The organism is Campylobacter gastrosuis, assembly GCF_030249845.1.
Lineage (GTDB): Bacteria > Campylobacterota > Campylobacteria > Campylobacterales > Campylobacteraceae > Campylobacter_A > Campylobacter_A gastrosuis.
In genome coordinates, this window is the sequence record NZ_JANURM010000001.1 from 317,808 (window position 1) to 342,467 (window position 24,660).

Consider the following 24,660-nt stretch of genomic DNA (forward strand, 5'->3'; position numbering starts at 1 on the left):
ATTTAAGTTGGTTTTATGCAGAATAGAGGCTATAATGTTTTAGAATTTTTTTGCAAAGAGTTTAAAATTTTCATTGACACCTGTTCGCTTTTAGATGATAAGGCTTACATATTTTTAAAAAATATAAAGCCTTGTCTTAAAGCCAACAATAATCAAATCATAATTTCATTAAAGGTGATTGAGGAGCTTGAAAAACACTCTAAAAATAGCGAACCAAACAAAGAAGAACTAGCTAAAAACGCTATAAAAATGCTTGATGAAATTTTGCCAAATTTACAAGATGAAGGTCTTATTAAAATTCACGGAGAGAAAAATGACCCCTTTGCTGATGCTGTTTTTCATTACGTTTTTGAAAAATTTAGGATACAACATAAACTGCTTTTAATCACTCAGGATAATAAACTTGCCAAAGAGATTTTAAGTAAAAATGAAAACGAATCGGTCAAAGGGCATAAAATTTTTGTAAGGCGAATAGATCCAAAAAATGGTTTTTTAGCTAAGTTTAACTTTGAAGCACAAGAATGTAAAAAAGTTGAGCCTACTACGATTTTAAAAACAGACTGCACCCCCCCCCTCACAATAAGCAAGAGTTGCCGTTTAAAATCTGCTCTGATGTAACAAATGTAGTTGATACGCCTTTAAACATAAGCCAAATACCTAGCCAAAATGAGATTGTAATAACTAGCGATAACAAACAAATAAGACTTGTTAAAAAATTAGCAGAAGGTGGCGAAGGGGCTGTTTATGAGATAGATTTTAAAGATGAGGTAGCAAAAATTTACAATGCTCACTCAAACACAAAACGCCGATTTGAAAAGCTAAAATTAATGACTAGCAAAAATATATCTTTTAATGGAATTTGCTATCCAACAAGGCTTTTGTATAATCAAAATGGCGAATTTGTAGGCTATTTAATGCCAAAGGCAAGCGGTAAGACACTCGGTAGAAGCATATTTGCAGCCAAGCCTCTTTTTCTTAAAAATTTTCCAAATTTTAAAAAGCAAGATATGGTAAATCTCTGTCTTAATATACTCACAAAAATACGTTATTTACACAATAAAAATATTATTTTAGGCGATATAAATCCTGAAAATATCCTGCTCGTTTCGCCAAATGAGGTATATTTTGTAGATACGGACAGCTATCAGATTGAAAATTTCCCTTGTCCTGTCGGGACAATTAATTATACAGCTCCTGAAATTCAAGGCAAACACTACCCTGATTTTTTACGAACAAAAGGCAATGAAAATTTCGCTCTTGCAACACTGCTTTTTATGATAATGGTGCCGGGCAAACCGCCATATTCACAGCAAGGCGGTGGTGACCCAGCAAAAAATATAACAAATATGGACTTTTCATATCCATTTGGCGATAACTCTAATAAAAAAACGCCTGATGGACCTTGGCGTTTTATATGGTCTCACTTACCTTATCGCTTAAAAGAGGCGTTTTATAAAACGTTTGCAAGTGGTGAAGAATATAGTTATGAAAATACTCGTTTAAATGTTGATAAGTGGATAGAAATTTTTAAAGATTATCAAAAAATGTTTGATAAACTTATTGATACAGATGAGATGAGTAATGAAATTTATCCGACAAGGCATAAAAAACATAAAGACTTTAACTACATAAAATGCTCTCTTTGTGGTAATGAAGTCCAAGAAGATAGCGCTAAAATGGGGATTTGTAACACCTGTTTGTATGATAAAGGTGAGCCATATAAATGCAAAATATGTAATAAGGATATGCTTTATACAAATTATCAAAGGTTTATTTTAAAACAACCAAAATTTAATATCTGCCTTGAATGTAACAGCTCAAAAAATAATATAGTTTGGCAAGGAGTTTGTGCTGGTTGTGGCAAAAAATTAACGCTAACTAAGGGCAAATATGAATTTTATAGGCGTAAAAACTATGATATGCCAAAGCGTTGCGAAACGTGTAGAGATAATACAAATAAACCTAGTATTATAGATAAGATTATAGATTTTATATTTGGAGTATAGCGTTATTGTTCTTTATTTTTGTATTGATAAATATTTTTTAAAAAAGGAGAAAAAATGAGTTCAAATTTACTTTCTAAATGAAGGAGTTAGGCTTTTTTATGAGGCTATAAAAGCCGATGAAATAGCGTTTTATTCGGCTGAGATTAGTATTGTTAGCTTTGGAGCAGGTGGGGCTAAGTGTATTCAGGATTTTTCAAGCTTGACCTTAGAGCCAAATGCCCCAACGCTAGTGGCTGACGGCTACACGCCACTTGGTGAGGCTGTAAATTTAGCACTTGATATGTTAGAGCGTAGAAAAAGCGAGTATAGTGATAGCGGGGTGGATTACTACCAGCCTTGGCTTGTCGTGATGACTGATGGTGCACCAAATGGGGATAAAATGGAGCTTGAAAGAGCCATAGAACGCACAAATAGCCTAATTAAGCAAAGAAAACTTACGATATTTCCTATCGGTATTGGCGAGGCAGCTGATATGAATGTTTTAGCAAAATTATCGCCAGAACGCCAACCGCTAAAATTAAAAGGGCTACATTTTCGTGAGTTTTTCTCGTGGCTTAGTAAGAGCGTATCAAGAGTATCAGCCTCAACGCCGGGCGAGAAGGTTAGGCTTGATACTGACGGGATTAATTCGTGGGGCGAAATTTAATGATTGAGTTTAAAAATAGCTGGGCTATGGCTACGTGTGTAGTTGCTGGGAGAGCACACGTTGCTAAAAATTTACCATCTCAGGATAAAACTAGCTCACTTTTTAAAAACGGCGTAAGCGTGGTTAGCTTAGCTGATGGTGCTGGTTCGGCTAGATTATCGCATTTTGGAGCTGATATTGTTACTGATAAAATATGTGAAATTTTAGCTTCATCTTTTGATGAACTTTTTAATGACAATGAAAGTGATGTAAAAAGGCAAATTTTATCTGTGCTTTTAGAGACATTACATCAAAAGGTAGATGAGCTAAAATGCGATTTAAAGGACTTGACTAGCACACTTTTAGCGATTGGGGTTAAAGATGACAGGTTTATTATGCTTCATATTGGCGATGGCGTGATAGGATACACAAAAAATGGCGACATATACGTTTTAAGCACACCACAAAATGGAGAATTTATCAATGAAACTACATTTTTAAGCTCTAAAAATGCCATTGATGAGATGAGAGTAAAAAGAGAGCTATTAAACGGCATTGATGGATTTTTGTTGCTATCTGATGGAGCAGAGCATTCGCTTTATCACAAAAGAGAAAAACGCCTAGCTACGGCACTTTTGGGTATTGTTAATGCTTTAAAATATGTGGATACAAAAGAGATAGAAATTGGCTTAAAACAGAGCTTTGAAAATGTTGTTTCAATGGCTACAAGTGATGATTGTTCTATCGCTATAATGTCAAAAGTAGGCACTTATATCACACTAAGTAGAGAAAAAAAGATGGAGTTTTTGCAAACAGCATCACATAAATTTATGACTAAATGTGATAAAATTTTGGCATTTTTGTCACGCCCACGCACATTAAAGCAAATCTCAAAACACATTAAGTTAAAACAAAAAATAGTCAAAAAGCATATTTTACGACTTTGCAAACTTAAAGTTATACGCCTTAAAAACGGATTTGTATTTTTTTAAATATATTTTTAATAAACAAATGCAAGATGAGCTTTTAAACAATCTAAGGCATTTTGCGAGTTTAGAAGGCTTAAAATTTTAGAGATTTCTTTGGGGCGTTTGGGGATTAAAAGCGTTGATGAGATATTTTTAGTTGAAGTTTTTATCAAAAACAACACTATTTTTAAGAGCAAAAAAGATACGGCAAGAATTTTTAAAACGGCGCTAGTAAATCACTTCAGACGCTCATTTTTTAAAATTTTAAAAGCCAAAGAGTTGGAGCTAAACGGCAAAATTTTAGCCCTAAATGATAAAATCCTAGCCCTAAAAAACGAGCGAAAATTTAGGGCTAAAAAGATAGATTTTATACTAAAAAATCTACTTTAAACTCGCACACGCACTATCGTTGCCCATTTGACAGGCTTTTTGGGTGTAGTTTGATGACTTTTGCTTGTCGCTATTTTCATAAAATTTAGACAGCCAAAGACAGCCCATATCATCGCCAAGTTCGCAAGAAGCCGTAAAATCACGCAACGCCTTTTGATTTTCGCCCTTTTCTAAGGCGATATTTGCGACCTTAAAACAGCCATAAGGCAGCTTTAAATCGCACGAAATTTGGTAGTATTTTAAGGCGTTTTCATCGCTTTTTATCACGCCTAACCCCTTTGCATAAAACTCAGCCAAGTTATAGCAGTTGTAGGCGTGTCCTTTTTCGCAACTCTCTTTGAAAATTTTAGCCGATTTTGCGTATTCGTTTTCAAGTATGACCTCGCCACTTGGCTTTACGCCACCAGTAAATTGCTCACTCCCACCGCCAAAAGCCACGCTAAAAATAGCTAAAAAAAGTAGAAAATTTCTCACTTTGCCCCCTTAAATTCTCTCCACCACAAATAAGCAAACATAAGCCCAAAGCCCTTAACCTTGCTCTCATCGTAGATGAAATTTTGCATATCTTTTTGTTTGATAAAGACAAGCTCAATGCTCTCATCATCTATCCCACCGCCTTCGCTGACTTTCATACTCTCATCAATCTCGCCGTAAAACATAGTTTGCGTGTTGCCACCAAAGCCAAGTGAGCCGTAGTTTCGGCTAATTCGCTCTAAATTTGGCAGTTTATAGCCAGTTTCTTCAATGACCTCTTCAAGTGCGGTTTGCTCATCGCTTAAATTTTTATCTAAAATCCCAGCACAAAGCTCGTAAGTATAGCCAGGCTCATCGCTAAAAAATCCGCTCTTTTTTTGCGAATACCACACAGCTGGGCGAAACTGCTTGACAAATAAAAATGCGTCCTTTTGCTTGTGATACATAAAAATTGAAACGCAGTTAAAGACCTTTACGCAGTCCCAAGTGCGTCTTTTGCCGTTTTGTTTAAAGCTCATCGTAAATGGCTCTAAGTATTTTGAGCCGACAAAGGGTAAAATTTCAAGGTCAGTTATAATAGTATCCATTTTGCAAGTCCTAAAAAGCTAAAAAATCCGATACAATCGGTAAAGGTCGTTAAAACCACAGCCGAGCCGACTGCTGGGTCAATGCCAAAACGCTTTAATGTAAGCGGTATAATCGTGCCAAAAAACCCAGCTAGGCTTAAATTTATAACCATACTCCCAGCAATCACAACGCCAAGGAGTGCCTTATCAAACCAAAACCACGCAATCACGCCCATAACAAAGCCAAAAATCGTGCCATTTATCATTGAAATTCCGACCTCTCGCTTTAAAACGTGCTTTGCGTCCTTAAACTCAATCTCGCCAAGAGTAAGCCTACGAACCGTTACCGTTAGGGCTTGTGTGCCGGTGTTACCGCCCATTGAAGCAACTATTGGCATTAGCACAGCAAGTGCTACGTAACTTGCTATTGTTTCATCAAAAAGTCCGATTATTGCAGAGCTGACAATAGCGGTAAATAAATTTATAAGTAGCCAAATAGCACGCGCCTTGCCAGCCTTTACTAGCGTCTCTTCATCCTCGGCGTCATCATCAACACCAGCTAGGTTATAAATCTGCTCGGTCGCACTCTCTTCAATAATATCGTGAATATCATCAGCCGTGATACGCCCAAGCAAAACGCCCCTAGAATCAACAACAGCAATTACGTTTAAATCATAATCTTGCACGATACCAACGACATCTTTTATGTTATCGCTATCAAGTGCGGTGTGGGGCTTGTAAAAATCTGGCTCTTTTTCATCAATAATCGCCCTTAGGCTCTTTGAAAAATCAAATAAAATCAGCTCTTCAAGCGGGATTGCGTATTTTAAAATGTGATGATTATCCACGATAAAAAGCTGTGAGATGTTTTCAAGCTCCCCAGCGGCTTTTAGCTCACGAAGTCTAGCCACAGCATCGCCTAGCCTTTCGGCTAAATTTGCACTAAATAGCTCGGTTTGCATATATGCGCCAGCTTCGTTCTCATCGTAGCTTCTAAGGCGTAAAATATCAGCCTGATCGTCCTTGTCAAGCCTATCAAAAATCTCCCTTGCCTTATCTTCATCAATCTCTTCAATCTGCTGTAAAAGGTCGGTTGCGTCATCGCTTTCAAGCTCGGCAAGGGCATTTACGATTTGCTCTGATGGCACATTTTCAATCACGTCTTTTAAAAGCGACTCAGGTAGCTCCATAGCCACGTCGCCTAGCGTTTCAGGGTCAAGTTGCTTTACGTAGTCGTTAAAAAGCTCGTCATCGTGGTGTTTTAGTGTCTTTAAGTGATGAGCGATATCGTAAGCTGTAAGGTCGCTCTCTAAATTCTCATCAAGGTGCAGGTCAAGTTGCTCTTTTGCCGTTTCTAAATCAACGCTCATTTTTGCTCCTAAAAGCTAACGACATCTGGGAATTTCTCCTCTTTTTGACTAGTTTCATTGCTGTTTAAAATTTTACCTAGCTCACCATCAAATTTTTGCACGATAGATTTAAATTTCACCCCTTCTTTGCCTTCAAGAACGCTTTTTATAACTCTCATCATACTCTCTGGATTTAGTGGCTTTTGCCCGCGATAAAGACCAAAATGCAGGTGCGGGCCGGTGCTCATACCGGTATTGCCTACATATGCGATTTGTTTGCCTTGCTGGACTTTTAGCCCAGTTTTTATCCCTTTTGCAAAGCCGTTTAAATGCGCATAAAGCGTTTCGTAACCACCGCTGTGAGATACGATTATGGTTTTGCCATAACCCCCCTTTGTGCCTACAAATTTTATCACGCCATCGCCAGATGATTTTACTGGTGTGCCACGAGGTGCGCCGTAATCAACGCCAAGATGAGCCCTGTATCTTTGCAAGACTGGGTGCCACCTTTTTAGGGTAAATGGCGATGTTATTCTTGCATTTGCAAGTGGGCGAATAAAGACCACCTTTTCTCTATCTTTACCGCTTCTGTCGTAAAATTTATCGTTAAATTTATAAACTGAATACTTTTTATCCCTTGTAATAAACATAGCCGCACTAATATCTGGTGTGCCAAAAATTCTGCCTAAACGCCTTTTTTGCGTGTAGATTATGACTACTCTATCGCCTTTTTTTATGCGTTTAAAGTCAATGCCTTCGTTTTTAAATGCGTCCCTAAAACTCACGGCAAGTTGCATTGAGCCGGTGTAGTCATAGATATCTTCTGTGATTGAGCGTTCAATTTTGATGTTTAAAACTCTATCTTCAACCTGATATGAAATAGGTATAAATTCTAGCTTGTAATTATCCTTTTCATCTAAAAAAATATGCATTTGAAGCTCATCATTTACTGGGATTAAAATTTGCTTTATGCTGTTTTTATCATCTCTTAAAACCTGATATTTTATCCCAGCTGAAATCTCTTCTGCTAGCTCTTTATCTTCGCCAGAAAGGTTGTAAAATAGCGAAAGTGGCAGGCGGTTGCTCTCTAAGAAATTTAAAAAAGGTGTGCCACTAGGCCAGCTAAGCTCCTCAACACTTGGTTTTAACGCATATAAATTTAGTGTTAAAAGTATGAGAAGTAGCACCTTTGGCATTAAAATCCTTTGTAAAAAAATAGCCCTAATGTTACTAAAATTTTCTTTAAATTTTGCAAAAAATAAAGCATTTTAGGCTATAATCGCCAAAAATTTCAAATTAAAGGATTGTGCGTTGAGAAAGTTTTTGCTTGTTTTTATGCTTATGTTTAGCTTTGCTTTTGGTGCTAGTTTTAGTATGAAAGAATACAAAACTCCGCTAATTAGCATTGATGATGATGGGTCGGCGACTATTGTTGATAGCCCAGAGATTGTGGTTGGTTCAAGTGGGGTTGTTATGCGTCAGTTTGGTGTTGGCGATAGCTCAATCATCGCTCGTGTGAGCGTCATATCAAAGGGCGGTGGCTTTGCTAAATTGCAGTTTGAGGTCTTTGATAGCTTAGAGCAAAAAGCCCTGCCACTGCCCGGCGTTGAGCCAAAAAGTGGCGATTTGGCGATTTTAAATTTCTTGTATGATAGGGCGTTAATTGTCGTGCCAAATAGAGAAATTTACGATGAGGTCGTGTCGGCGTTTAAAGATGTTATGTTTATTCATCCAGATATTGTTGGGGCGTATTTAAGCTATGAATACAAGCCAAACCCAAGCCGTGATGATTTTCGTAAAATGTGCTCACAAAGTGCGGCTGGGCTGATTTTTATCGGTATGGATAAAAAAAGCGTCTTTGCTGATTGTCAGAGTTTTAAGGTCATAAAAGAGTTTGAAACTGGCGAGGTTGATAGCTATCAGCTACCATTTTACACTCGTGTGCGTGATATTGACACCATTTTTTACAAGCTAAATAGCGAACACATAAACAATTACGACGCACATTACGATAGACTTTTAGGGCAGTAAAATGCAAAAGCACATAAAATTTTTTAAATCACTCTTAGGCGATGAAAATGCCCATTTTGACGACGCTCATCGCCTAGCTTACTGCTATGACGCTACTAAAAAACGCCACTTGCCTGATGGAGTTTTATACCCACGAGATGAAAATGATGTGAGTGAAATTTTAAAATACTGCAACGAAAATAAAATCCCAATCGTAGCTCGTGGTGCTGGTAGTGGCTTTACTGGCGGTGCTTTAAGCGTAAATGGCGGTTTGGTTTTAGCACTTGAAAAGCATATGAATAAAATTTTAGAGATAGATATGCAAAATATGGTCGCAGTTGTTGAGCCGGGCGTTATAAATATGGATTTACAGCGTGCGGTGCAGGCTGTGGGGCTATTTTATCCGCCAGACCCTGCTAGTCAAGACTACTCTACAATCGGCGGCAACGTAAGCGAAAACGCTGGCGGTATGAGAGCGGCAAAATACGGCATTACAAAAGATTATGTTATGGCGATTCGTGCTGTTTTGCCTAATGGCGATATTATTAGAGCTGGTAAGCGAACGATAAAAGATGTCGCTGGTTATAACGTGGCTGGAATTTTAATCGCAAGCGAAGGCACTTTGGCTGTGATAACGCAAATCACGCTAAAACTAATCGCAAAGCCAAAGATGAGCAAGACTGCAATGGGAATTTTTGCCGATGTAAAAACGGCAATGAACGCCGTTTATAAGACAATGGCAGCTGGTGTTACGCCAGTGGCTATGGAGTTTTTAGACGCGCTTTGCATAAAGGCTGTAAATGACCGCTTTAATAAAGGTTTGCCAAGCGAGGCTGGGGCGATTTTAATAAGCGATGTTGATGGCGATACAGAAACTAAACTTGACGCCGATTTAGCCGTGATTAGGGATGTTTTTATGCAAAATGGGGCGATTGATTTTAAGGTAGCAAAAGATGAGGCACAGGCGGCTGATATTTGGTTTAGTCGCCGAAACTGCTCGCAAGCGATAAACTGCTATGGGACGCTAAAATTAAACGAAGATATAACCGTGCCACGCTCAAAACTACCAGAGCTACTTGATGAGATAGAAAAGGTAAGCCAAAAATACGGCATAAAAGTGCCTTGTTTTGGTCACACTGGCGATGGCAACGTCCATACAAACGTAATGGTCGTTGATAAAAATGATGAAAAACAGGTAGAAAACGGACACAAAGCTATTGAAGAAATTTTTAAAATCGCCGTTGATTTAGGCGGGACTTTAAGTGGCGAGCACGGCATTGGCATTAGCAAGGCTGAATTTATGCCACTTGCGTTTAATGAAGCCGAGATGAACCTTTTTAGGCGGATAAAAATGGCATTTGACCCAAACAATATCTTAAATCCGGGCAAAATGGGGCTGTGATGAGAGAGTGTGATATCAAAACCCCAGCCTACGTGTGCGAAGAGGCGAAGTTAAGGCAGAATTTAGAGCTTTTAAAGCGCGTAAAAGATGAGAGTGGGGCTAAAATTTTCATCGCCCTAAAAGGCTTTGCATTTAGCGGTGCTATGGGGCTTGTAAGCCAGTATCTTGACGGAGCTACAAGCAGTGGGCTTTATGAGGCAAAATTTGCAAAACAATACGTAAAAGGCGAGATTTGCACCTACTCGCCAGCCTTTAAAGATGATGAGATTGATGAGATTTTATCGCTCTCAAATCACGTCATCTTTAACAGCCACACCCAGTGGGCTAAATTTAGAGATAAAGCCCTAAAAATGGGCGTTGAGTGCGGACTTAGGCTAAATCCAGAAAGCTCGGCTTCGCCAACTGATGCCTACAATCCTTGTGGCGAGTTTAGCCGACTTGGCATTACGCTTGAAAATTTAGACCCAAACGAGCTTAAAGGCATTAGCGGACTGCATTTTCACGCACTTTGCGAGGAGAGTGCTAGTAGTTTAGAGCGTGTTTTAGGCGAGTTTGAGCGAAAATTTGGCAAGTTTATAAAGGGTATGAAGTGGGTAAATTTTGGTGGCGGACACCATATCACAAGGGCTGGATATGATGTTGATTTGCTTATAAAGCTTATTAAAAATTTTAGGCAAAAATACGGCGTGAGCGTGATTTTAGAGCCGGGTGAGGCGGTTGGTTGGCAGACTGGCTATCTTGTAGCATCTGTGCTTGATATTGTTAAAAACGGCAAAAATATCGCAATACTTGATGTTTCAGCCGAGGCTCATATGCCAGATACTGTGCTTATGCCTTACCGCCCTGCTGTGCGTGGAGAGCGTGAGAGTGGGGCGTTTTGTTATAGATTTGGCGGACACACCTGCTTGGCTGGGGATATTGTGGGACTTAGTGCTGGTTTGCCTGATTATTATTTTGATGAGCCGTTAAAAGTTGGCGACCGCATTATTTTTGAAGATCAAATTCACTACACAATCGTAAAAAACACGACCTTTAACGGCGTAAAACTACCTGATTTAGTCTATTTAGACCAAAATGGCAACGCAAAAACTATCCGAAATTTCGGATATGAGGAGTATGAGCGAAGGAATTAAACGACAATGTCTTGTCATTTAATCTGAGCGAACGAAGAAACTGAGCGAACGAAGAATTAGCGAAGCTAATAGAACGCAAACTGCTTTATAGAAACATTTTTGCTCCGCAAAAAACGCTTCGCTTGTTTTATAGAAACCTGCTACTTCGTAGCACTGCTTCGCTTGTTTTATAGAAACATTTAAGCTTTGCAAAAAACGCTTCGCTTGTTTTAAAGAAACATTTTTGCTCCGCAAAAAACGCTTCGCTTGTTTTGGTATTTGTTTATAGTGAATTTATCGGCTATGCTGCAAAAGCCGTAAGACAATGGCTATTACGAAAGAGATTAAGCAAAATACCGCCTTTAAATTTTATTTTTAAAGCGGTAAGTTATTTAAATTAGTGTTGTGGTTTTGCTGTTTTTCTTATAAAATAAAGTGCGATGGTAACAGCTACTGCGATACCTAGTGCAACGTATGCTGATGTGTCCATATCAACCCCTTTCATCTATGTATTTAGCTGTGAGTGCTGTTATAAGCAAAGTATAAGCCCCAAAAAACACTATCGTAACTGATGATATAATGCTAGTAAATCTAGCACCAACTTTAATATACCACCTGCAATAAGAGCAATACTTAGATTCATAAAAGCATTTATGATTAACTCTTGCCACTTTTTAATTTTAACACTTTTTGGCATTTTAACAAACTAACCTAAATTCAACAATATTGCCACTTATAGCCACAAAAAATTAGCCAATTTAAAAACGCAAAATTTTAAGATAAAGTCCGATTAAAATAAAATTTTAAATCTATTTTGGATAAAATCACGCTAAATTTTTAAGGAGATGATATGACAGATGAGTTAAAAACTAGGGTGAAATCGCTACCACCGCTACCAGAGAGCTTTCAAAAAATCAGACAAGCGTGTGAGGGCGATGGTGGGATTGATGAGGTTGCAAAGGCGATTGAGGGCGACCCTATGGTGGTTGCTGACCTTTTAAAAACTGCAAATTCTCCGCTTTATGGTTTTAACCGCCAAATCAAAAATGTCCTTCAAGCCGTTAGTCTTTTTGGCAAAACTATGACAAAATCACTCGTTATGAACTCCACAATTAAAGGGCTTTTAAAGATTGACGTCCGCCCTTATGGCATTACGCCAGAGCAGTTTGTAAATATCTCAAATTTGCAAAGTGCTATCGCAAAAAGGTGGTTTAAAAGGATAATGCCAAGTTTAGTTGAGGAGCTGTTTTTGTGTGCCTTGCTTCAAGATACTGGCAAGATTATCTTAGCTGATGAGATAATTAGAGAAAATGCCGTAGATAGGTTTAAGGGCGACCTTGGCGTGATGAGCGTGAGCGAGGCTGAGCGTGATTATTTTGGCACGACTAGCGTTTTGCTAACCGCTGATATTTTTGACCACTGGCGTTTTGAGCCAAATATGATTGACTTTATTAGACACTCAGACGACCCAAGCGCAGCCCCAGATGATAGACAAAAGGTGGCAGCCGCACTTTATGTTTTAAGAATTTTATGCGGTGTAAAAGACCCGCTAAGCCAAAAAAGCATTGAGTTAGCCATAAATACAGCTAAGCATTTTGGCTTTGATACGCAAATTTTAGCTGATGTTATTGGCGAAGTAAAGGCGTAGGCAATTTAAATTAAGTGGTTTTAATTAAACCACTTAATAAATTAAACCCAATTTAGCTACAATATCCTAAAAAAGGATATTTATGAAAACTCTTACTATTATTGATACTTTTGGCTTCTTTTTTCGCCTTTATTACGCTATGCCAAACCTTAAAAACAAAGATGGCAAACCAAGCGGTATGATTAGCGGATTTGCAAATTTCATCGCAAATTTAAACGATGAGTTTAAAAGTGATTACATAATTTTCGCACTTGATAGCAAGGGCGAGACGCTAAGGCATAAAATTTTAGGCGACTACAAGGCAAACAGAAGCGAGCCACCAGCAGAGCTTAAAGCACAGCTGCCAATTTGCATTGATATGATTGAAAAAATGGGGCTTTGTGCGATTAGCCGCGAGGGATACGAGGCTGATGATATCATCGCTACGGCTGTTAAAATCGCAAAAGAGCAGGGGATTTTCGTGCGAGTTGTTACTCACGATAAGGACCTTTATCAGCTCATTGATGACGGCAAAGTTAGCATTTATAGCCCTCAAACAAAGATTGAGCATAATAGCCAAAGCTGTCTTGAAAAATATGGCGTCTTGCCAAGTAAAATTCGCGACTTCTTAGCCCTAACAGGCGATAGCTCAGATAATGTCCCCGGCGTAAAAGGTATCGGTGCAAAGGGTGCAAAAAAGCTACTTGATGAGCTAGGCAGTATTGAAAATATCTATGAAAATTTATCGCTCGTGCTAAACGAACGCATAAGAAATATGCTTGTTGATGGCAAGGAGAGCGCGTTTTTAAGCAAAAAGTTAGTTACGCTTTTTAATGATGCATTCAGCGAGATTGATTTATTAAAGGCAAAATTCCCAGAGCAAAATCCGCTTTTAAAAATTAGTGAAATTTTGCGTGAATTTGAGTTGAATCGTATCTTAAAAAACCTAAAAAACGAGGCAGATGAGCTAAAAATTTCGCTCGGATTTAATGCGATTTTGCTAAATGATGAAAAGCAAATTGAGCAAATTTTAGGCGGCATTGATGAAAATACGCTAATTAGCTTTGATACCGAAACCACCGACATTGACGCAAAAAGTGCAAAGCTTGTTGGCTTTTCGTTTTGTTTTAACGAAAACGAGGCGTATTACGTCCCAATAGCTCACAGCTATCTTGGCGTTGGGGCACAAATTAGCGTTGAGTTTGCCACGTGGGCAGTGGGCGAAATTTACAAAGGCTGTGTTGTCGGGCAAAATTTAAAGTATGATTTTGAGATTATTAGGCGAAATTTAGGGCTAAATCCGCCTAAAAATTTTAAGGACACGATGATTTTAGCGTGGCTTAGCGAGCCTAGCCTTAGCGTTGGTATGGACGCCCTTGCTAAGCGACTTTATGATTATGAGACGATAAAATTTGAAGACGTGGTAAAAAAGGGCGAAACATTTGCTAACGTAAGCCTTGAAAATGCCGTAAAATACGCAGCCGAGGACGCTTGGATTACGCTTAAATTTTATAAAAGCTTTTTAAATCTGCTTGATAAAAATCTGCTAAAACTAGCTGACGAGCTTGAATTCCCATTTATCCTAACTCTGCTTGATATGCAAAATGAAGGCATAGGTGTAGAAAAACCTAGGCTTCGCTATTTAATCGCTAAAAACGATGAGAAATTAAAGCAACTAACTAACGAAATTTATGATTTAGTCGGCGAAAATTTTAACATAAACTCGGTTAAACAGCTAGGAGTCGTGCTTTTTGAGAAGTTAAAACTACCAGTTAAGAAAAAGACAAAAACTGGTTACAGCACCGATGAAGCCGTGCTAAATGAGCTAAAAGACGCACATCCAGTGATTGAAAAACTACTAGATTATAGAGAAATTTACAAGCTTCAAAGCACCTATTGTGAGCCACTTTTAGCCCTTGCAAATAGCGATAAAAACGCACGAATTTATACAAATTTTATCCAAACTGGCACAAGCACTGGCAGACTTTCAAGTAAAAATCCAAACCTGCAAAATATCCCAGCTAGAAGCGAGCTTTCAAGGGATATCCGCCTTGCCTTTGTTTCAAAGCCCGGATTTAGCTTTGTTGGGCTTGATTATTCGCAGATTGAGCTTAGACTGCTTGCTCATTTTAGCAAGGATAGTGCCTTAATTAAGGCGTTTTTTGATGATGAGGACATTCACGCTAGAAGTGCGATTAATATCTTTGGCGAGTTAAACCCGCAAAATAGGGCAGTGGCAAAGAGCATAAATTTCGGTCTGATTTATGGTATGGGGGCTAGTAAATTAAGCGAGCAGATAAATGTAAGCAGAGCTGAGGCAAAAAGCTACATTGAGCGTTATTTTATGGCGTTTTCTAGCATTAAGGAATTTTTAGATAGCTTAAAAACACAGGCAAAATCGGACGGATTTGTTACGACTTTGCTTGGCAGAAAGCGATATTTTGACTTTATAAACGCCACGCCAATGCAACTTGCAATGTATGAAAGAGAGGCGGTAAATACGAAATTTCAAGGCTCGGCAGCCGATATCATAAAACTAGCAATGGTTAAGATGAGAGAGATTTTAAACGACGATGCAAAGATGTTGCTTCAAATTCACGATGAGCTTATTTTTGAGGTTAAAGATGAGTTTGTTGATGAGTTTAGTCAAAACGCACAGCAGATAATGCAAAACATCTATCCACTAAATGTCCCACTAAAAACCTCGCTAAATATTGCAAAAAATTGGGCAGATTTAAAGTAAAATTTTAAGCTAAAATTTTAAAAAGTGTTACATTTTTACACACTCGCTAAATTTTCTTGATTTAAATCAAGAAAATTTAGTTTATAAACTCAAAGTAAAAATTTTCAATTTTAAACCAAAAATATACGAAATTTTAAAATTAAAGTAAAAAGTAAATAAAGCGAATGTAAATTTAAACTAAAAAACAGCCCCATAAATAGGTAAAATAATCATACAAATTAAATCTCATTAAGTTTATTTTTAAACGAAATTATTAAAATGGCGTTAATAAAGCATTAAAGCTTTTGCGAGTATTTAAAAAACATTTAGGCTTAGCCTAACAAAGGAGCAAAAAATGAAAACTTTTTCATTTAAAATGCTATCAAAAGCCTGTATTTTGGCGGTTTTATCGCTTGGTGTTTTACACGCTGATAATCCGCCAACAGACGATGAGGTAGCAAAAAGCAAACAAAAAGAGGTTGCAAAAACCTTTCAAAATGATGGCTTTAAGCCTAGAACGTTGCTTGACACCGTTGAAGCGGATAAGTATTACTGGGATTATCTTAGAGAAAATCACCCGATTTTTAAATTTGAAAAAGAGGGGCGACTTGTCGGCGAATACGCACTTTCAGACCGCCAAGAGGAGTTTGTGGATTTTGGCGGCGGTAAAAAATACGCCCAAAAGGTCGGTCGCCCAACGGCTGTAACTTACCGCTTGGCTTATGAGAGCTTTCTTGACTTCCCAAATAAATTCGTAGGCTCGGCAAAGTGTGGCGAGTGCCACCCAGCACAATACGCCCAGTGGGAGCGTTCTCGCCACGCTAAAACTATCCGCTTCCCAGAGGATTTAGATGAAGTTAATGGCGATCCAAAACAGGGTATGTATGGCACAAATGTGCCGATTTTAACGACTGGCATTCGCCCTGATGATACATTTGCAATTCTAGGCACACCACGCACGAAGTATGGATTTTTGGATAAATGGCTAGTTCGTGGCACGTATCACGTAATTGACGGCACACTTGATGATAATAATTCAAAAATCGTAGCTGGTGGTAACCAGTTTTCAGTCAATTGGACAAAATTTTTAACCCCAGAGGTGGCAAAACGCATTCAGGCTGAAATTTCGCCAAACTTCCCGACCGATATGGCTGGATTTGGCGGTTCTGGCTCACATATGTGGGGTATGAACTCTTATGGTGCTACCTATCAGAAAAAATTCCGCTTTCAACCAGCAAGTGCTTACTGCGAAGTCTGCCACTCGTTTAAGTTTGATTTTAAATCAAAAGAGGAATTTTTAAGCGCACTTGGCAAACCAAAAGAGCTTAGAAAACACGCTATAAATATGGGAATTTCTTGCGAGGAGTGCCACGGAGCCGGAGCTCACCTTTATGGTGCAAGAGGTGCTGGTATGGCTAGCAACTGCGAACGCTGTCACCAAAGATTTCAGTATCACGAAGATGATGGTAAGCTAAACCCACGAAAGCCGTTTAACGCCTACTTTAAGTCAAGCTGTCCATCTTGTGGCACAGAGGGTGCTCAGCTTTATAACTCAGTGCATTACGATAAAGGTTTAAGGTGTAATACCTGCCACGACCCACACGAGGTTACTGCAAACGACTGGCGCGACCACTACACTCTAACAGGGCTTAAAAAGACCTGCGAGGACTGCCACGAGCCACAAAAAGAGATGTTTAAATTCGGTGGCCCACACGCAAAAGATAACTGCACGGGTTGTCATATGCCAAATATGATGAGCTGTGAAAATTTTGCCGCTATTCAAGACCCTGATAAGGCTGGTTATGATAACGTAAGGGCTTCGCATATTTGGAAAATTTTGGTTGATAAAGATAAAAAATCACTAAACCCACCTCCGGGCAAAGATAGAAATCCAAAAGAGAAAGGTTGGCGTTTAGCACGTGAAGATGGACGCTTCTTTGTGGATTTAATGTGGAGTTGCGGTAGAACTGCATTTGAAGACCCAAATCTAGTAAAACCGGGTGCGAGTGGCTGCCATAGTGTGATTCAATCAACCTTGCCAAAAGAGCTTCACTATAAAGACCAAGCCACAATCTATGAAGCCGTAATGCAGTGGCAAAGACCGGTAAAAGACGGCTACGCTAATATTGAGAAAATTTTACGCTCGGTTGATAAGAGTTTAGCTGAGAATAAAAAACTCTCAACAGACGCAAAATCAAGGGCTTTAAGCTTTGCAAAACAGGCACAAGATATTCTTGATAGGCTTAAAAAAGATGGCTCTTGGGGCGTTCATGGACCAAAATACGCAGCTAAGCTAGTAGATGAGGCGCTAACTTACGCACAACAAGCACAAGATATAGCAACTGGCAAGAGCAAATAAAAACTAAGGGGGCAAACTCCCCCTTTATATTAAATAAGGAGAGAAGGCTATGTTAAAATTTATAAAATTGATTCTAGCTTTTATCGCTTTGGCGACTTTACCGACATTTGCCTCTATGCCTATGGATGTAAATTTAGATTTAGACGGCGTCCGCCCCATAAGTCTATCTCAGGCTGAAAATTTAAGCAAAACTGCCTATTTTTTAGACACAAATGATGAGAAAATTTACAAACAAAGACACATTGCTGGGGCGATAAATGTAAATTTAAACAATGTTTTAAGCTTTTTACCTAGCGATAAAAACGCCACGATAGTAATCTATGGGCTAAATTCAAGCTCACGTGAGCCGACAAACATCGCAAAGGTGCTAAAAGATGAGGGCTATGAAAATCTGTTTTATATGACCGAGGGCATTGATGCGTGGGCGATATCTGGCAGACAGACGCAAAGTGCGTTTTTTACCTCAAAAAAGCTAACAGATAAAAAGATAGAGAATTTCAAAGACGGCATTCACGAGCATTTGTGGTTTGCAAATATCCCAGCGTGTAGGGACTGCCACACTTCGCCAAAGGTCGTTTTTGCCTCAAAAGAGCAAAAAGATGAGCTGTTTAAGGACAAGGCTTTTGTAAATGACAACTGCAAAAGCTGTCATAAAGATGAGAAAACGCACTTTGAAAAGAGTGTGCATAGTCCGCTTGTTACGACTGATTTAAAGCCAAATAGGGAGCTACCAAACTGCACTGATTGCCACGGAGTGCATATTGCAAATAAAAGTGGCGAGGTGCATAAAGAGCTAAAACAGCTAAGCCAAGAAAACTGCGGTGTTTGCCACGAAAAACAGCAGTCGCTCTATCACGAGACCTTTCACGGCAAGGCATTGCTTTTAAACAAAAAAGGCGATGCGATTAGGGTTGCGGCGTGTTTTGATTGCCACGGCACACATAATGTATTGCCAATGCAAAATGAACGCTCGACAATTCACGTAAATAATCGTGTCAAAACGTGCGGTGAGTGCCACCCTAACTCAAATCTAAATTTCACCGGCTTCATCGCTCACGCTGACCACACGGATAGCCAAAACTACCCAGTTTTACACGCTGCTTATATCTTTATGACTGGGCTTGTTATTGCGGTGTTTGCGTTTTTTGGACTTCACACGCTTTTATGGAGCATAAAACTAATAAGCGTAAGACTAAAATATCCAAAAGAGTGGCGCGAGGCAAGAAGCAAAGCACACGCTGATAAGACGACTATTAAGCGGTTTAGCACACTTCACTTGGTGCAACACTTCTTTATGGCAGCGTCATTTTTAGCGTTAGCGTTTTCTGGTTTGCCACAGAAATTTTACACAGCGCCTTGGGCTGTTAAGATGATTGATTTAATGGGTGGTATTGAGATGGCAACGCTAATTCACCACGTAGCAGCTGTTGTGATGTTTGGCGTGTTTTTTAGCCATATTGCTGAGATTATTGTGGTGCAAAAACGCAAAGGTGAGGGATTTTTTAAACGCCTGTTTGATGCTGATTCGCTAATGCCAAGGTGGCAGGACTTTAAGGATATGAAAGCACACTTTATGTGGTTTATCGGCAGGGGCGAAAGACCGCAGTTTGACCGCTGGACTTACTGGGAGAAGTTTGATTATTTAGCGGTATTTTGGGGTATGTTTATCATCGGATTTAGCGGGCTTGTGCTTTGGTTTCCAACATTCTTTGCCAATTTTATGCCGGGCTGGATGATAAATTTAAGCACCCTTGTGCATTCAGATGAGGCGTTGCTTGCGACTGGATTTATCTTTGCGATTCACTTCTTTAACACGCATTTTAGGGCTGACCGCTTCCCAATGGATATGGTGATTTTTAGCGGGACTTTAAGCGAAGAAGAGATTAAGCAAGAGCGTGCAAAATGGTATGAAAGGCTCGTTAAAAACGGCGAGATTAAAAATTTATACCACACAAACGAGAACTACGCTTGGTATAAACCACTGGCAAAATTTGCTGGTTTTGCTATGCTTTTAACTGGACTTGTTTTCTTAGGGCTAATGATTTACGCCTATATCGCAAGTCTATAAATAAGGGGGTTTTGCCCCCTTTAAATTTTTATTATTGCTTTTTAAATTAAAGTGAGCTATTTTTCATTTTGATTTCTAATGTAAATTTTATGCCTTTAAATACCTTTTAAATTTATAATCTCTTGGGCGTATTGAGAGCTTATATTTACGCTTTACCTGTAATGTTGTTTGTTTTTTATTGTGCAAAGCCATAACATTTTTCGCTACGGCTTTCAAGGCTAATTTTTAGCGTTTTAACATTTTTCGCAAAGCTATAACATTTTTCGCTACGGCTTTCAAGGCTAATTTGTAGCCTTGAAAATTTGCCTTCGCTCACCCCTCAAACTCCACATCTATTTTGTAGCTTGTAGCGTTTAGGTTGTGTGACACTGATTTAATGCTAAATTCTATATTTTCAAGCCCAGCTACGCCTAAATTTTTAGCTTACCACCAGCTCTAATCTCACGCCCAGCAATGCTTAAACTCCCATTTATACCGCCCCTTTGTAGCTCGTTTAGCTTGGCTTCGCCCTTTTTAAAGGCTTCGTTGTCGCTCTTTGGCTCTGGGATATTTAATTTATAGGTTATTTATGACTTTGCAGGCGAATAAAATCCGCCCAGCAAGCCTGAGTTACCACTCCCTGCGCCCTCCGCACTACCTACTTTTACCTGCTTATCCTTGCCTTCTTTGCTGTCGTGCCACTGCACGATTATGGCTTGATGGCTGTTGCGGTTTGCTTCTGTGATATTTAGGCTCTTGCACCGCTTTAATTTGCTACGCTTTTAACTGGATTTGTTTTTTTAAAATTTAAAAAATCGCCTAATTTTAATTAGTTTTATTTTTTAAGCTTTCAAGTCTATCTTTTGCGATCCCAGCTAAATTTTCTTCGTATTCGTAAAAATTAAACGTCGCTCCGTGCTGTGCTGTGCCATCAAGTATGTCGCCACTTTGGCGGTTTTTTAGATCAATCTGGGCGATTTTAAACCCGTCAAGCGTGTTTGAAAACTCAACTAAACGCTCCGGCGGATTTTTAAGCTTTGTGTATAAAAAGCAGTAGCCGTCCCCACCATTTCGCCCCACGCGACCACGGAGCTGATGAAGTGTGGCAAGTCCTAAACGCTCAGCCCCAACGACTAAAATCGTGCTAAGGCGAGGCAGTGAGATGCCCACTTCAACGATAGTCGTGGCTAAAAGCAGGTCGCCATTTTGCCTAAAATCAAGTAAAACCTGCTCTTTTTGCCTATCTTTGCCGTGCGTGATATAGACGTTTTTAAAATTTTCTAGCCAAAAATTTTGAGCTTCGCTTAGGCTTTGGTAGTTAAAATTTTCTGAGCTCTCAACCAGCGGATAGACGATGATTGCTTGATTGCCTTTTGAAATTTCGCTTCTTAAATGTGCTAAAAATGCGCTAAATCCGCTGTTTTGTAAAATTTGCGTCTTAATGTTTTTCTTAAAAGGCATCTGTTTTAAAAAGCTAAAATTTACAAGCGATGACTGGATTAGGCTTAGTGTTCTTGGTATTGGCGTGGCAGAAAACTGCACGAAAGTTGTGCGTTTCTCGCCGTCTTTTACCAGCTCGTCAATCTTTGCTCTTTGGTTTGAGCCAAAGCGGTGTTGCTCGTCAATCATAATGATATTTGCCTTTGGTAGCTCCTTAAACAAAAGCACGTGAGTGCCGATGATAAAGCAAGGCTCGTCTAAATTTACGTTTTTATCGCCACTTTTTACGAGTAAAATTTTCATAAATTTTGGCAGTAACCTAATGGCTTCTGTGTAAATTTGCTCGGCTAAAATGCTAGTTGGTGCCATTAAAATGGCTTTTTTAGGATACACGCTTAGGGCTGCTGCTAAAATCACTAGGGTTTTACCGCTGCCAACATCGCCCATTACGACACGGCGTTTGGCTTCACTACTAACTAAATCAGCTCTAATGTCGTTTATGGCGTTTTTTTGGTCGTTTGTAGGCGTAAATGGCAGGGTGCTTAGCCACTCATCTATGCTAAAAAGCTCTGTGATTTTATTTAAAAAGTGCGTTTTTTTACCGCTTAGCTTTTTAATGTAGTTAAAAATTTCAACAAATTTTAGCGTTTCTAGCCCAGCGTTTTGGCTTTTTAGAGCGTTTAGCATATCTACGCTCACACTATCTGCTTTTTGAAAATTTAGCAAAAAATCGGCTTCATTTTCATTTAATCCCTCGCCCAAAAGATTATCTTTTGTTACGTATTTTGCGATTAAAGTTGCGATTTTTTCATCTTTTAAATCGGCTTTAAATTTTGGCTTAATCTGCCCTGTTTTGGTTAAAATTTTTGGATTTGTAATTTGATAAGAGCCGTAATTAAACGTACAGTTGCCGTGTAAAATCATCTCCTTATCACGCTTAAAAACGCCGTAATGCCAAGGCTTTGCGTTAAAAATGACAATTTTAATCTGCACATCCCACGTCTGACAAAATGCGTTAATTATCAAAAGTCCGCCGTTAGCCCGTCTTGTTTGCCAAACCTTTACAGCCACGCAGACATCGCCATTTTTTGGCTCGTTTGAGATAGTGCTATCCTCAAAGCTTTTTGGCAAAAAAAGTGCCAAATCAAGCAGTGAGATGACGCCGATTTTAGCTAAATCGGCTCTGTCAGTTGGCTCAAATTTCATCTCTTAAAATGCAAAAGCTAAGCTTACTAATCTCATCGTGAGAGGCGATAAAATCGTTAATCTCGTTTAGTTTTAGCCTTTTTATCTTTTCAAGCTCGTCTAAAAATGAGCCTAGCTTTACGCCCCTGTAAAATTCGCCATAAGCGATATCAAGCCTACGAAATAGCGTTTCAAGCCGAAGTGGCAGTGAGCCGACTAAAAATTTCTTAGCCTGTTCTAGCTCATTTTTGCTAATGCCAGACTTTATAAATTTGCTAAACTCATCTTTAACGACGCTAACCGCCTCGTCCTTGCTCTCGTTTTTGGTTTGTAGATAGCCAAAAATTTGTGAGTGGCTTAAATTTAGCACGTTTTTGGCGTATGCTGAGTAGGCTAAGCCCCTTTTTACGCGGATTTGCTCCATTAAACGTGAGCCAAAACCGCTCTCGCCAAGCACAAAGGTCGCCACACTAGCCTTGTAACGCTCATCATCGCTTACATTATATGGCGAACCAAAATAAATGTATGCTTGTTCGCTTGGTTTTACTATCTCTTTTAGTTGCTCGTTTTGGCTTGTTTTTAGCCTTGTTAGCTCGTTTTTTACGCCCTCTTTTAAAATTTCAAGCGGACTTTTTAAAATTTCAAGCTCGCTTGCCTTAACATCTCCACCAAAGACGATAAAAAGATTATTTAACACCAAATTTTGGCTAAAAAACGCCCTTATCTCATCTAAATTTATACTTTTTACGCTCTCATTTGTGCCGATACTTGGGTAGCTTAGATTTGTTTTTGGGTATAAAATTTCAAACAAACCCCACTTTGCTAGGTAGTCGTTATCATTTTGATTACTTGCGATATCGCCAAGCGTGATAGTTTGGCACTTTTTTAGGATCTCATCGCTAAAATTTGGCTCTTTTAGCAGTTTAGTTAGCATATTTACGCCAAAGCTAAAATGCTCTTTTAGGCAGTTTAGCTCAATTAAAAATGTCTCAAAACCAGCACTCACATTTAGGCTAATCGCCCTTTTTTCAAGCTCCTTTGCAAAGCCCTCCCAGCCTAAAATTTTATCGCCCTCATTTAGCATAAGTGCGCACATTCTTGCCACACCACTTTTTTGCTCACTACACACGCCAGAAGCCCTAAATACGAGCTTTAAGCTTACTATCGGTAGTGAGTTTTGGCTCTCAAAAACGACTGGAATTTTTATGTTTTTAACGTTTAAATCTAAAATTTTCATCTAAAATCTCTCTAAAATATCGTAGTTTGTATTGCGTTTTGCTGGATTTTCGCCTATATCTTTAATAAGCTCTATCATCTGTGCTTGATTCATTCTAAACTCTGCTCCTGCGGCTTTTACGACATTCTCCTCCATCATCGTTGAGCCTAAATCGTTTGCACCAAATAGCAAGGCAAGTTGCCCCACGTAGCTACCCTGCGTAACCCAGCTACTTTGGATGTTTTTAAAGTTATCTAAAAACAGCCTTGAAACGGCAAGTAGGCGAAGATAGCGATTTGAGCTTTGCTTTACTATCTCTTGGTGTTCTGCCATTAATTTTGTGTTTAGCCCCTGAAAACTCCATAAAATAAACGCCCTAAATCCGCCAGTAATGTCTTGTAAATTTCTAATATGCTCCCAGTGCTCTACAATCTCACGTGTGGTTTCAACCGTGCCAAACATCATCGTTGCCGTTGATTTTAGCCCCACGCTGTGGGCTTCTTGGTGGATTTTTAGCCAAGTAGCGGTATCGCATTTTTTTGGAGCGATGATATCACGGACTCTATCGCTTAAAATTTCAGCCCCAGCGCCCGGTATTGAGTAAAGTCCCTTTGCTTTTAGTCTTTGCAAAACTTCAAGGGTTGAGATTTTTGACACTCTTGCGATGTAGTCTATCTCGACTGCCGAAAAGCCGTGCACGTCAATGCTAGGATAGTTTTTACTTATAAATTCCAAAAGCTCTTCATACCACTGGATTTTAAGCTTTGGATGAACGCCACCTTGAAAGAGAATTTGCGTCCCGCCGATCTCTAAAAGCTCATCAATCTTTTTGCCTATCTCATCAAAGCTTAAAACGTAAGCCTCGTCCTCTTTTGCGTGGCGGTAAAATGCGCAAAATTTGCAATCAACCCAGCAAACATTTGTGTAATTTATATTTCTATCTACGATAAAAGTTGTCGTTTTATCAGGGTGAAGCTCACGCTTTCTTGCGAGTGCTAGTCGTCCAAGCTCGGTAAGCTCGGCGTTTTCTATCAAATCAACCGCTTCATCAACACTAAGTCTTTTCAAGTTTTTACCTTTTAAATTTTTGTGTGAGTGTATCAAAATTTAGCTTTTAAAAAGTAAATTTTAGTAAAATAGCTAGAAATTTTTAAAGGAGAAA

General features: G+C 39.0%; 19 protein-coding genes. 12 read left to right on the forward strand and 7 right to left on the reverse strand.

What is annotated here, in order from left to right:
- The first annotated feature begins 15 nt into the window (after positions 1-15).
- From NYG85_RS01615 to NYG85_RS01635, 5 genes are all read left to right on the forward strand, one after another.
- Positions 16-618: a PIN domain-containing protein gene (locus tag NYG85_RS01615; RefSeq protein WP_284936607.1), complete on the forward strand. Its 603-nt coding sequence runs from the start codon at positions 16-18 to the stop codon at positions 616-618.
- On the forward strand, positions 591-2,006 hold the full coding sequence (locus NYG85_RS01620) for a protein kinase domain-containing protein (protein WP_284936609.1): 1,416 nt from the start codon (positions 591-593) through the stop codon (positions 2,004-2,006). Before NYG85_RS01615 ends, NYG85_RS01620 begins: the two co-directional genes overlap by 28 nt.
- 199 nt (positions 2,007-2,205) lie before the next feature.
- On the forward strand, positions 2,206-2,652 hold the full coding sequence (locus tag NYG85_RS01625) for a vWA domain-containing protein (protein WP_284936610.1): 447 nt from the start codon (positions 2,206-2,208) through the stop codon (positions 2,650-2,652).
- On the forward strand, positions 2,652-3,623 hold the full coding sequence (locus NYG85_RS01630; protein ID WP_284936611.1) for a PP2C family serine/threonine-protein phosphatase: 972 nt from the start codon (positions 2,652-2,654) through the stop codon (positions 3,621-3,623). The genes NYG85_RS01625 and NYG85_RS01630 overlap by 1 nt, the downstream gene beginning before the upstream one ends.
- A gap of 99 nt (positions 3,624-3,722) precedes the next feature.
- On the forward strand, positions 3,723-3,989 hold the full coding sequence (locus NYG85_RS01635; protein WP_284936613.1) for a hypothetical protein: 267 nt from the start codon (positions 3,723-3,725) through the stop codon (positions 3,987-3,989).
- On the opposite strand, the gene NYG85_RS01640 is transcribed toward NYG85_RS01635, so the two are convergent.
- From NYG85_RS01640 to NYG85_RS01655, 4 genes are read right to left on the reverse strand one after another with little or no spacing between them, the layout of a single operon-like run.
- Positions 3,981-4,463 carry a tetratricopeptide repeat protein gene (locus NYG85_RS01640; RefSeq protein WP_284936614.1) on the reverse strand — a complete coding sequence of 161 codons (483 nt, stop codon included), beginning with the start codon at positions 4,461-4,463 and terminating at the stop codon, positions 3,981-3,983. The genes NYG85_RS01635 and NYG85_RS01640 overlap by 9 nt on opposite strands.
- Positions 4,460-5,050: an NUDIX hydrolase gene (locus NYG85_RS01645; protein WP_284936616.1), complete on the reverse strand. Its 591-nt coding sequence runs from the start codon at positions 5,048-5,050 to the stop codon at positions 4,460-4,462. Before NYG85_RS01645 ends, NYG85_RS01640 begins: the two co-directional genes overlap by 4 nt.
- Positions 5,035-6,399 (reverse strand): magnesium transporter, encoded by a 1,365-nt coding sequence (mgtE, locus tag NYG85_RS01650; RefSeq protein WP_284936617.1) that lies wholly within the window; start codon positions 6,397-6,399, stop codon positions 5,035-5,037. Before mgtE ends, NYG85_RS01645 begins: the two co-directional genes overlap by 16 nt.
- 8 nt (positions 6,400-6,407) lie before the next feature.
- Complete coding sequence (locus NYG85_RS01655) at positions 6,408-7,574, reverse strand: peptidoglycan DD-metalloendopeptidase family protein (protein ID WP_284936618.1); 1,167 nt, start codon at positions 7,572-7,574, stop codon at positions 6,408-6,410.
- A 115-nt stretch (positions 7,575-7,689) separates the two neighbouring features.
- Between NYG85_RS01655 and NYG85_RS01660 the strand changes: the two genes are divergently transcribed.
- From NYG85_RS01660 to NYG85_RS01690, 7 genes are all read left to right on the forward strand, one after another.
- Positions 7,690-8,409 (forward strand): plasminogen-binding N-terminal domain-containing protein, encoded by a 720-nt coding sequence (locus NYG85_RS01660; protein ID WP_284936620.1) that lies wholly within the window; start codon positions 7,690-7,692, stop codon positions 8,407-8,409.
- A gap of 1 nt (position 8,410) precedes the next feature.
- Entirely contained in the window at positions 8,411-9,790 is a 1,380-nt protein-coding gene (locus tag NYG85_RS01665) for an FAD-linked oxidase C-terminal domain-containing protein (RefSeq protein WP_284936622.1), read from the forward strand.
- Positions 9,790-10,923 (forward strand): carboxynorspermidine decarboxylase, encoded by a 1,134-nt coding sequence (nspC, locus tag NYG85_RS01670; protein ID WP_284936623.1) that lies wholly within the window; start codon positions 9,790-9,792, stop codon positions 10,921-10,923. The genes NYG85_RS01665 and nspC overlap by 1 nt, the downstream gene beginning before the upstream one ends.
- 829 nt (positions 10,924-11,752) lie before the next feature.
- A complete protein-coding gene (locus NYG85_RS01675; RefSeq protein WP_284936625.1) occupies positions 11,753-12,550 on the forward strand; it encodes an HDOD domain-containing protein in 798 nt (265 codons plus the stop codon).
- An 82-nt stretch (positions 12,551-12,632) separates the two neighbouring features.
- On the forward strand, positions 12,633-15,272 hold the full coding sequence (gene polA, locus NYG85_RS01680; RefSeq protein ID WP_284936626.1) for a DNA polymerase I: 2,640 nt from the start codon (positions 12,633-12,635) through the stop codon (positions 15,270-15,272).
- A 334-nt stretch (positions 15,273-15,606) separates the two neighbouring features.
- Positions 15,607-17,610, forward strand: coding sequence for a cytochrome c3 family protein (locus tag NYG85_RS01685; protein ID WP_284936628.1), 2,004 nt, complete (start codon positions 15,607-15,609; stop codon positions 17,608-17,610).
- Between the two features lie 49 nt (positions 17,611-17,659).
- Positions 17,660-19,678 carry a rhodanese-like domain-containing protein gene (locus NYG85_RS01690; RefSeq protein ID WP_284936629.1) on the forward strand — a complete coding sequence of 673 codons (2,019 nt, stop codon included), beginning with the start codon at positions 17,660-17,662 and terminating at the stop codon, positions 19,676-19,678.
- A gap of 804 nt (positions 19,679-20,482) precedes the next feature.
- Here the strand turns inward: NYG85_RS01690 and recG are convergent.
- From recG to NYG85_RS01705, 3 genes are read right to left on the reverse strand one after another with little or no spacing between them, the layout of a single operon-like run.
- Positions 20,483-22,303: an ATP-dependent DNA helicase RecG gene (gene recG, locus NYG85_RS01695; RefSeq protein WP_284936630.1), complete on the reverse strand. Its 1,821-nt coding sequence runs from the start codon at positions 22,301-22,303 to the stop codon at positions 20,483-20,485.
- Entirely contained in the window at positions 22,293-23,519 is a 1,227-nt protein-coding gene (locus NYG85_RS01700) for a M16 family metallopeptidase (RefSeq protein WP_284936631.1), read from the reverse strand. The genes recG and NYG85_RS01700 overlap by 11 nt, the downstream gene beginning before the upstream one ends.
- Positions 23,520-24,566 (reverse strand): dehypoxanthine futalosine cyclase, encoded by a 1,047-nt coding sequence (locus NYG85_RS01705; RefSeq protein ID WP_284936632.1) that lies wholly within the window; start codon positions 24,564-24,566, stop codon positions 23,520-23,522.
- Positions 24,567-24,660 lie beyond the last annotated feature (94 nt).

Coding starts and splice junctions, on each gene's coding strand:
- polA (WP_284936626.1), top strand. CDS start 12,633: ATGAAAACTCTTACTATTATTGATACTTTTGGCTTCTTTTTTCGCCTT.
- NYG85_RS01665 (WP_284936622.1), top strand. CDS start 8,411: ATGCAAAAGCACATAAAATTTTTTAAATCACTCTTAGGCGATGAAAAT.
- NYG85_RS01655 (WP_284936618.1), bottom strand. CDS start 7,574: ATGCCAAAGGTGCTACTTCTCATACTTTTAACACTAAATTTATATGCG.
- NYG85_RS01630 (WP_284936611.1), top strand. CDS start 2,652: ATGATTGAGTTTAAAAATAGCTGGGCTATGGCTACGTGTGTAGTTGCT.
- NYG85_RS01615 (WP_284936607.1), top strand. CDS start 16: ATGCAGAATAGAGGCTATAATGTTTTAGAATTTTTTTGCAAAGAGTTT.
- mgtE (WP_284936617.1), bottom strand. CDS start 6,399: ATGAGCGTTGATTTAGAAACGGCAAAAGAGCAACTTGACCTGCACCTT.
- nspC (WP_284936623.1), top strand. CDS start 9,790: ATGAGAGAGTGTGATATCAAAACCCCAGCCTACGTGTGCGAAGAGGCG.
- NYG85_RS01645 (WP_284936616.1), bottom strand. CDS start 5,050: ATGGATACTATTATAACTGACCTTGAAATTTTACCCTTTGTCGGCTCA.
- recG (WP_284936630.1), bottom strand. CDS start 22,303: ATGAAATTTGAGCCAACTGACAGAGCCGATTTAGCTAAAATCGGCGTC.
- NYG85_RS01675 (WP_284936625.1), top strand. CDS start 11,753: ATGACAGATGAGTTAAAAACTAGGGTGAAATCGCTACCACCGCTACCA.
- NYG85_RS01690 (WP_284936629.1), top strand. CDS start 17,660: ATGTTAAAATTTATAAAATTGATTCTAGCTTTTATCGCTTTGGCGACT.
- NYG85_RS01700 (WP_284936631.1), bottom strand. CDS start 23,519: ATGAAAATTTTAGATTTAAACGTTAAAAACATAAAAATTCCAGTCGTT.
- NYG85_RS01685 (WP_284936628.1), top strand. CDS start 15,607: ATGAAAACTTTTTCATTTAAAATGCTATCAAAAGCCTGTATTTTGGCG.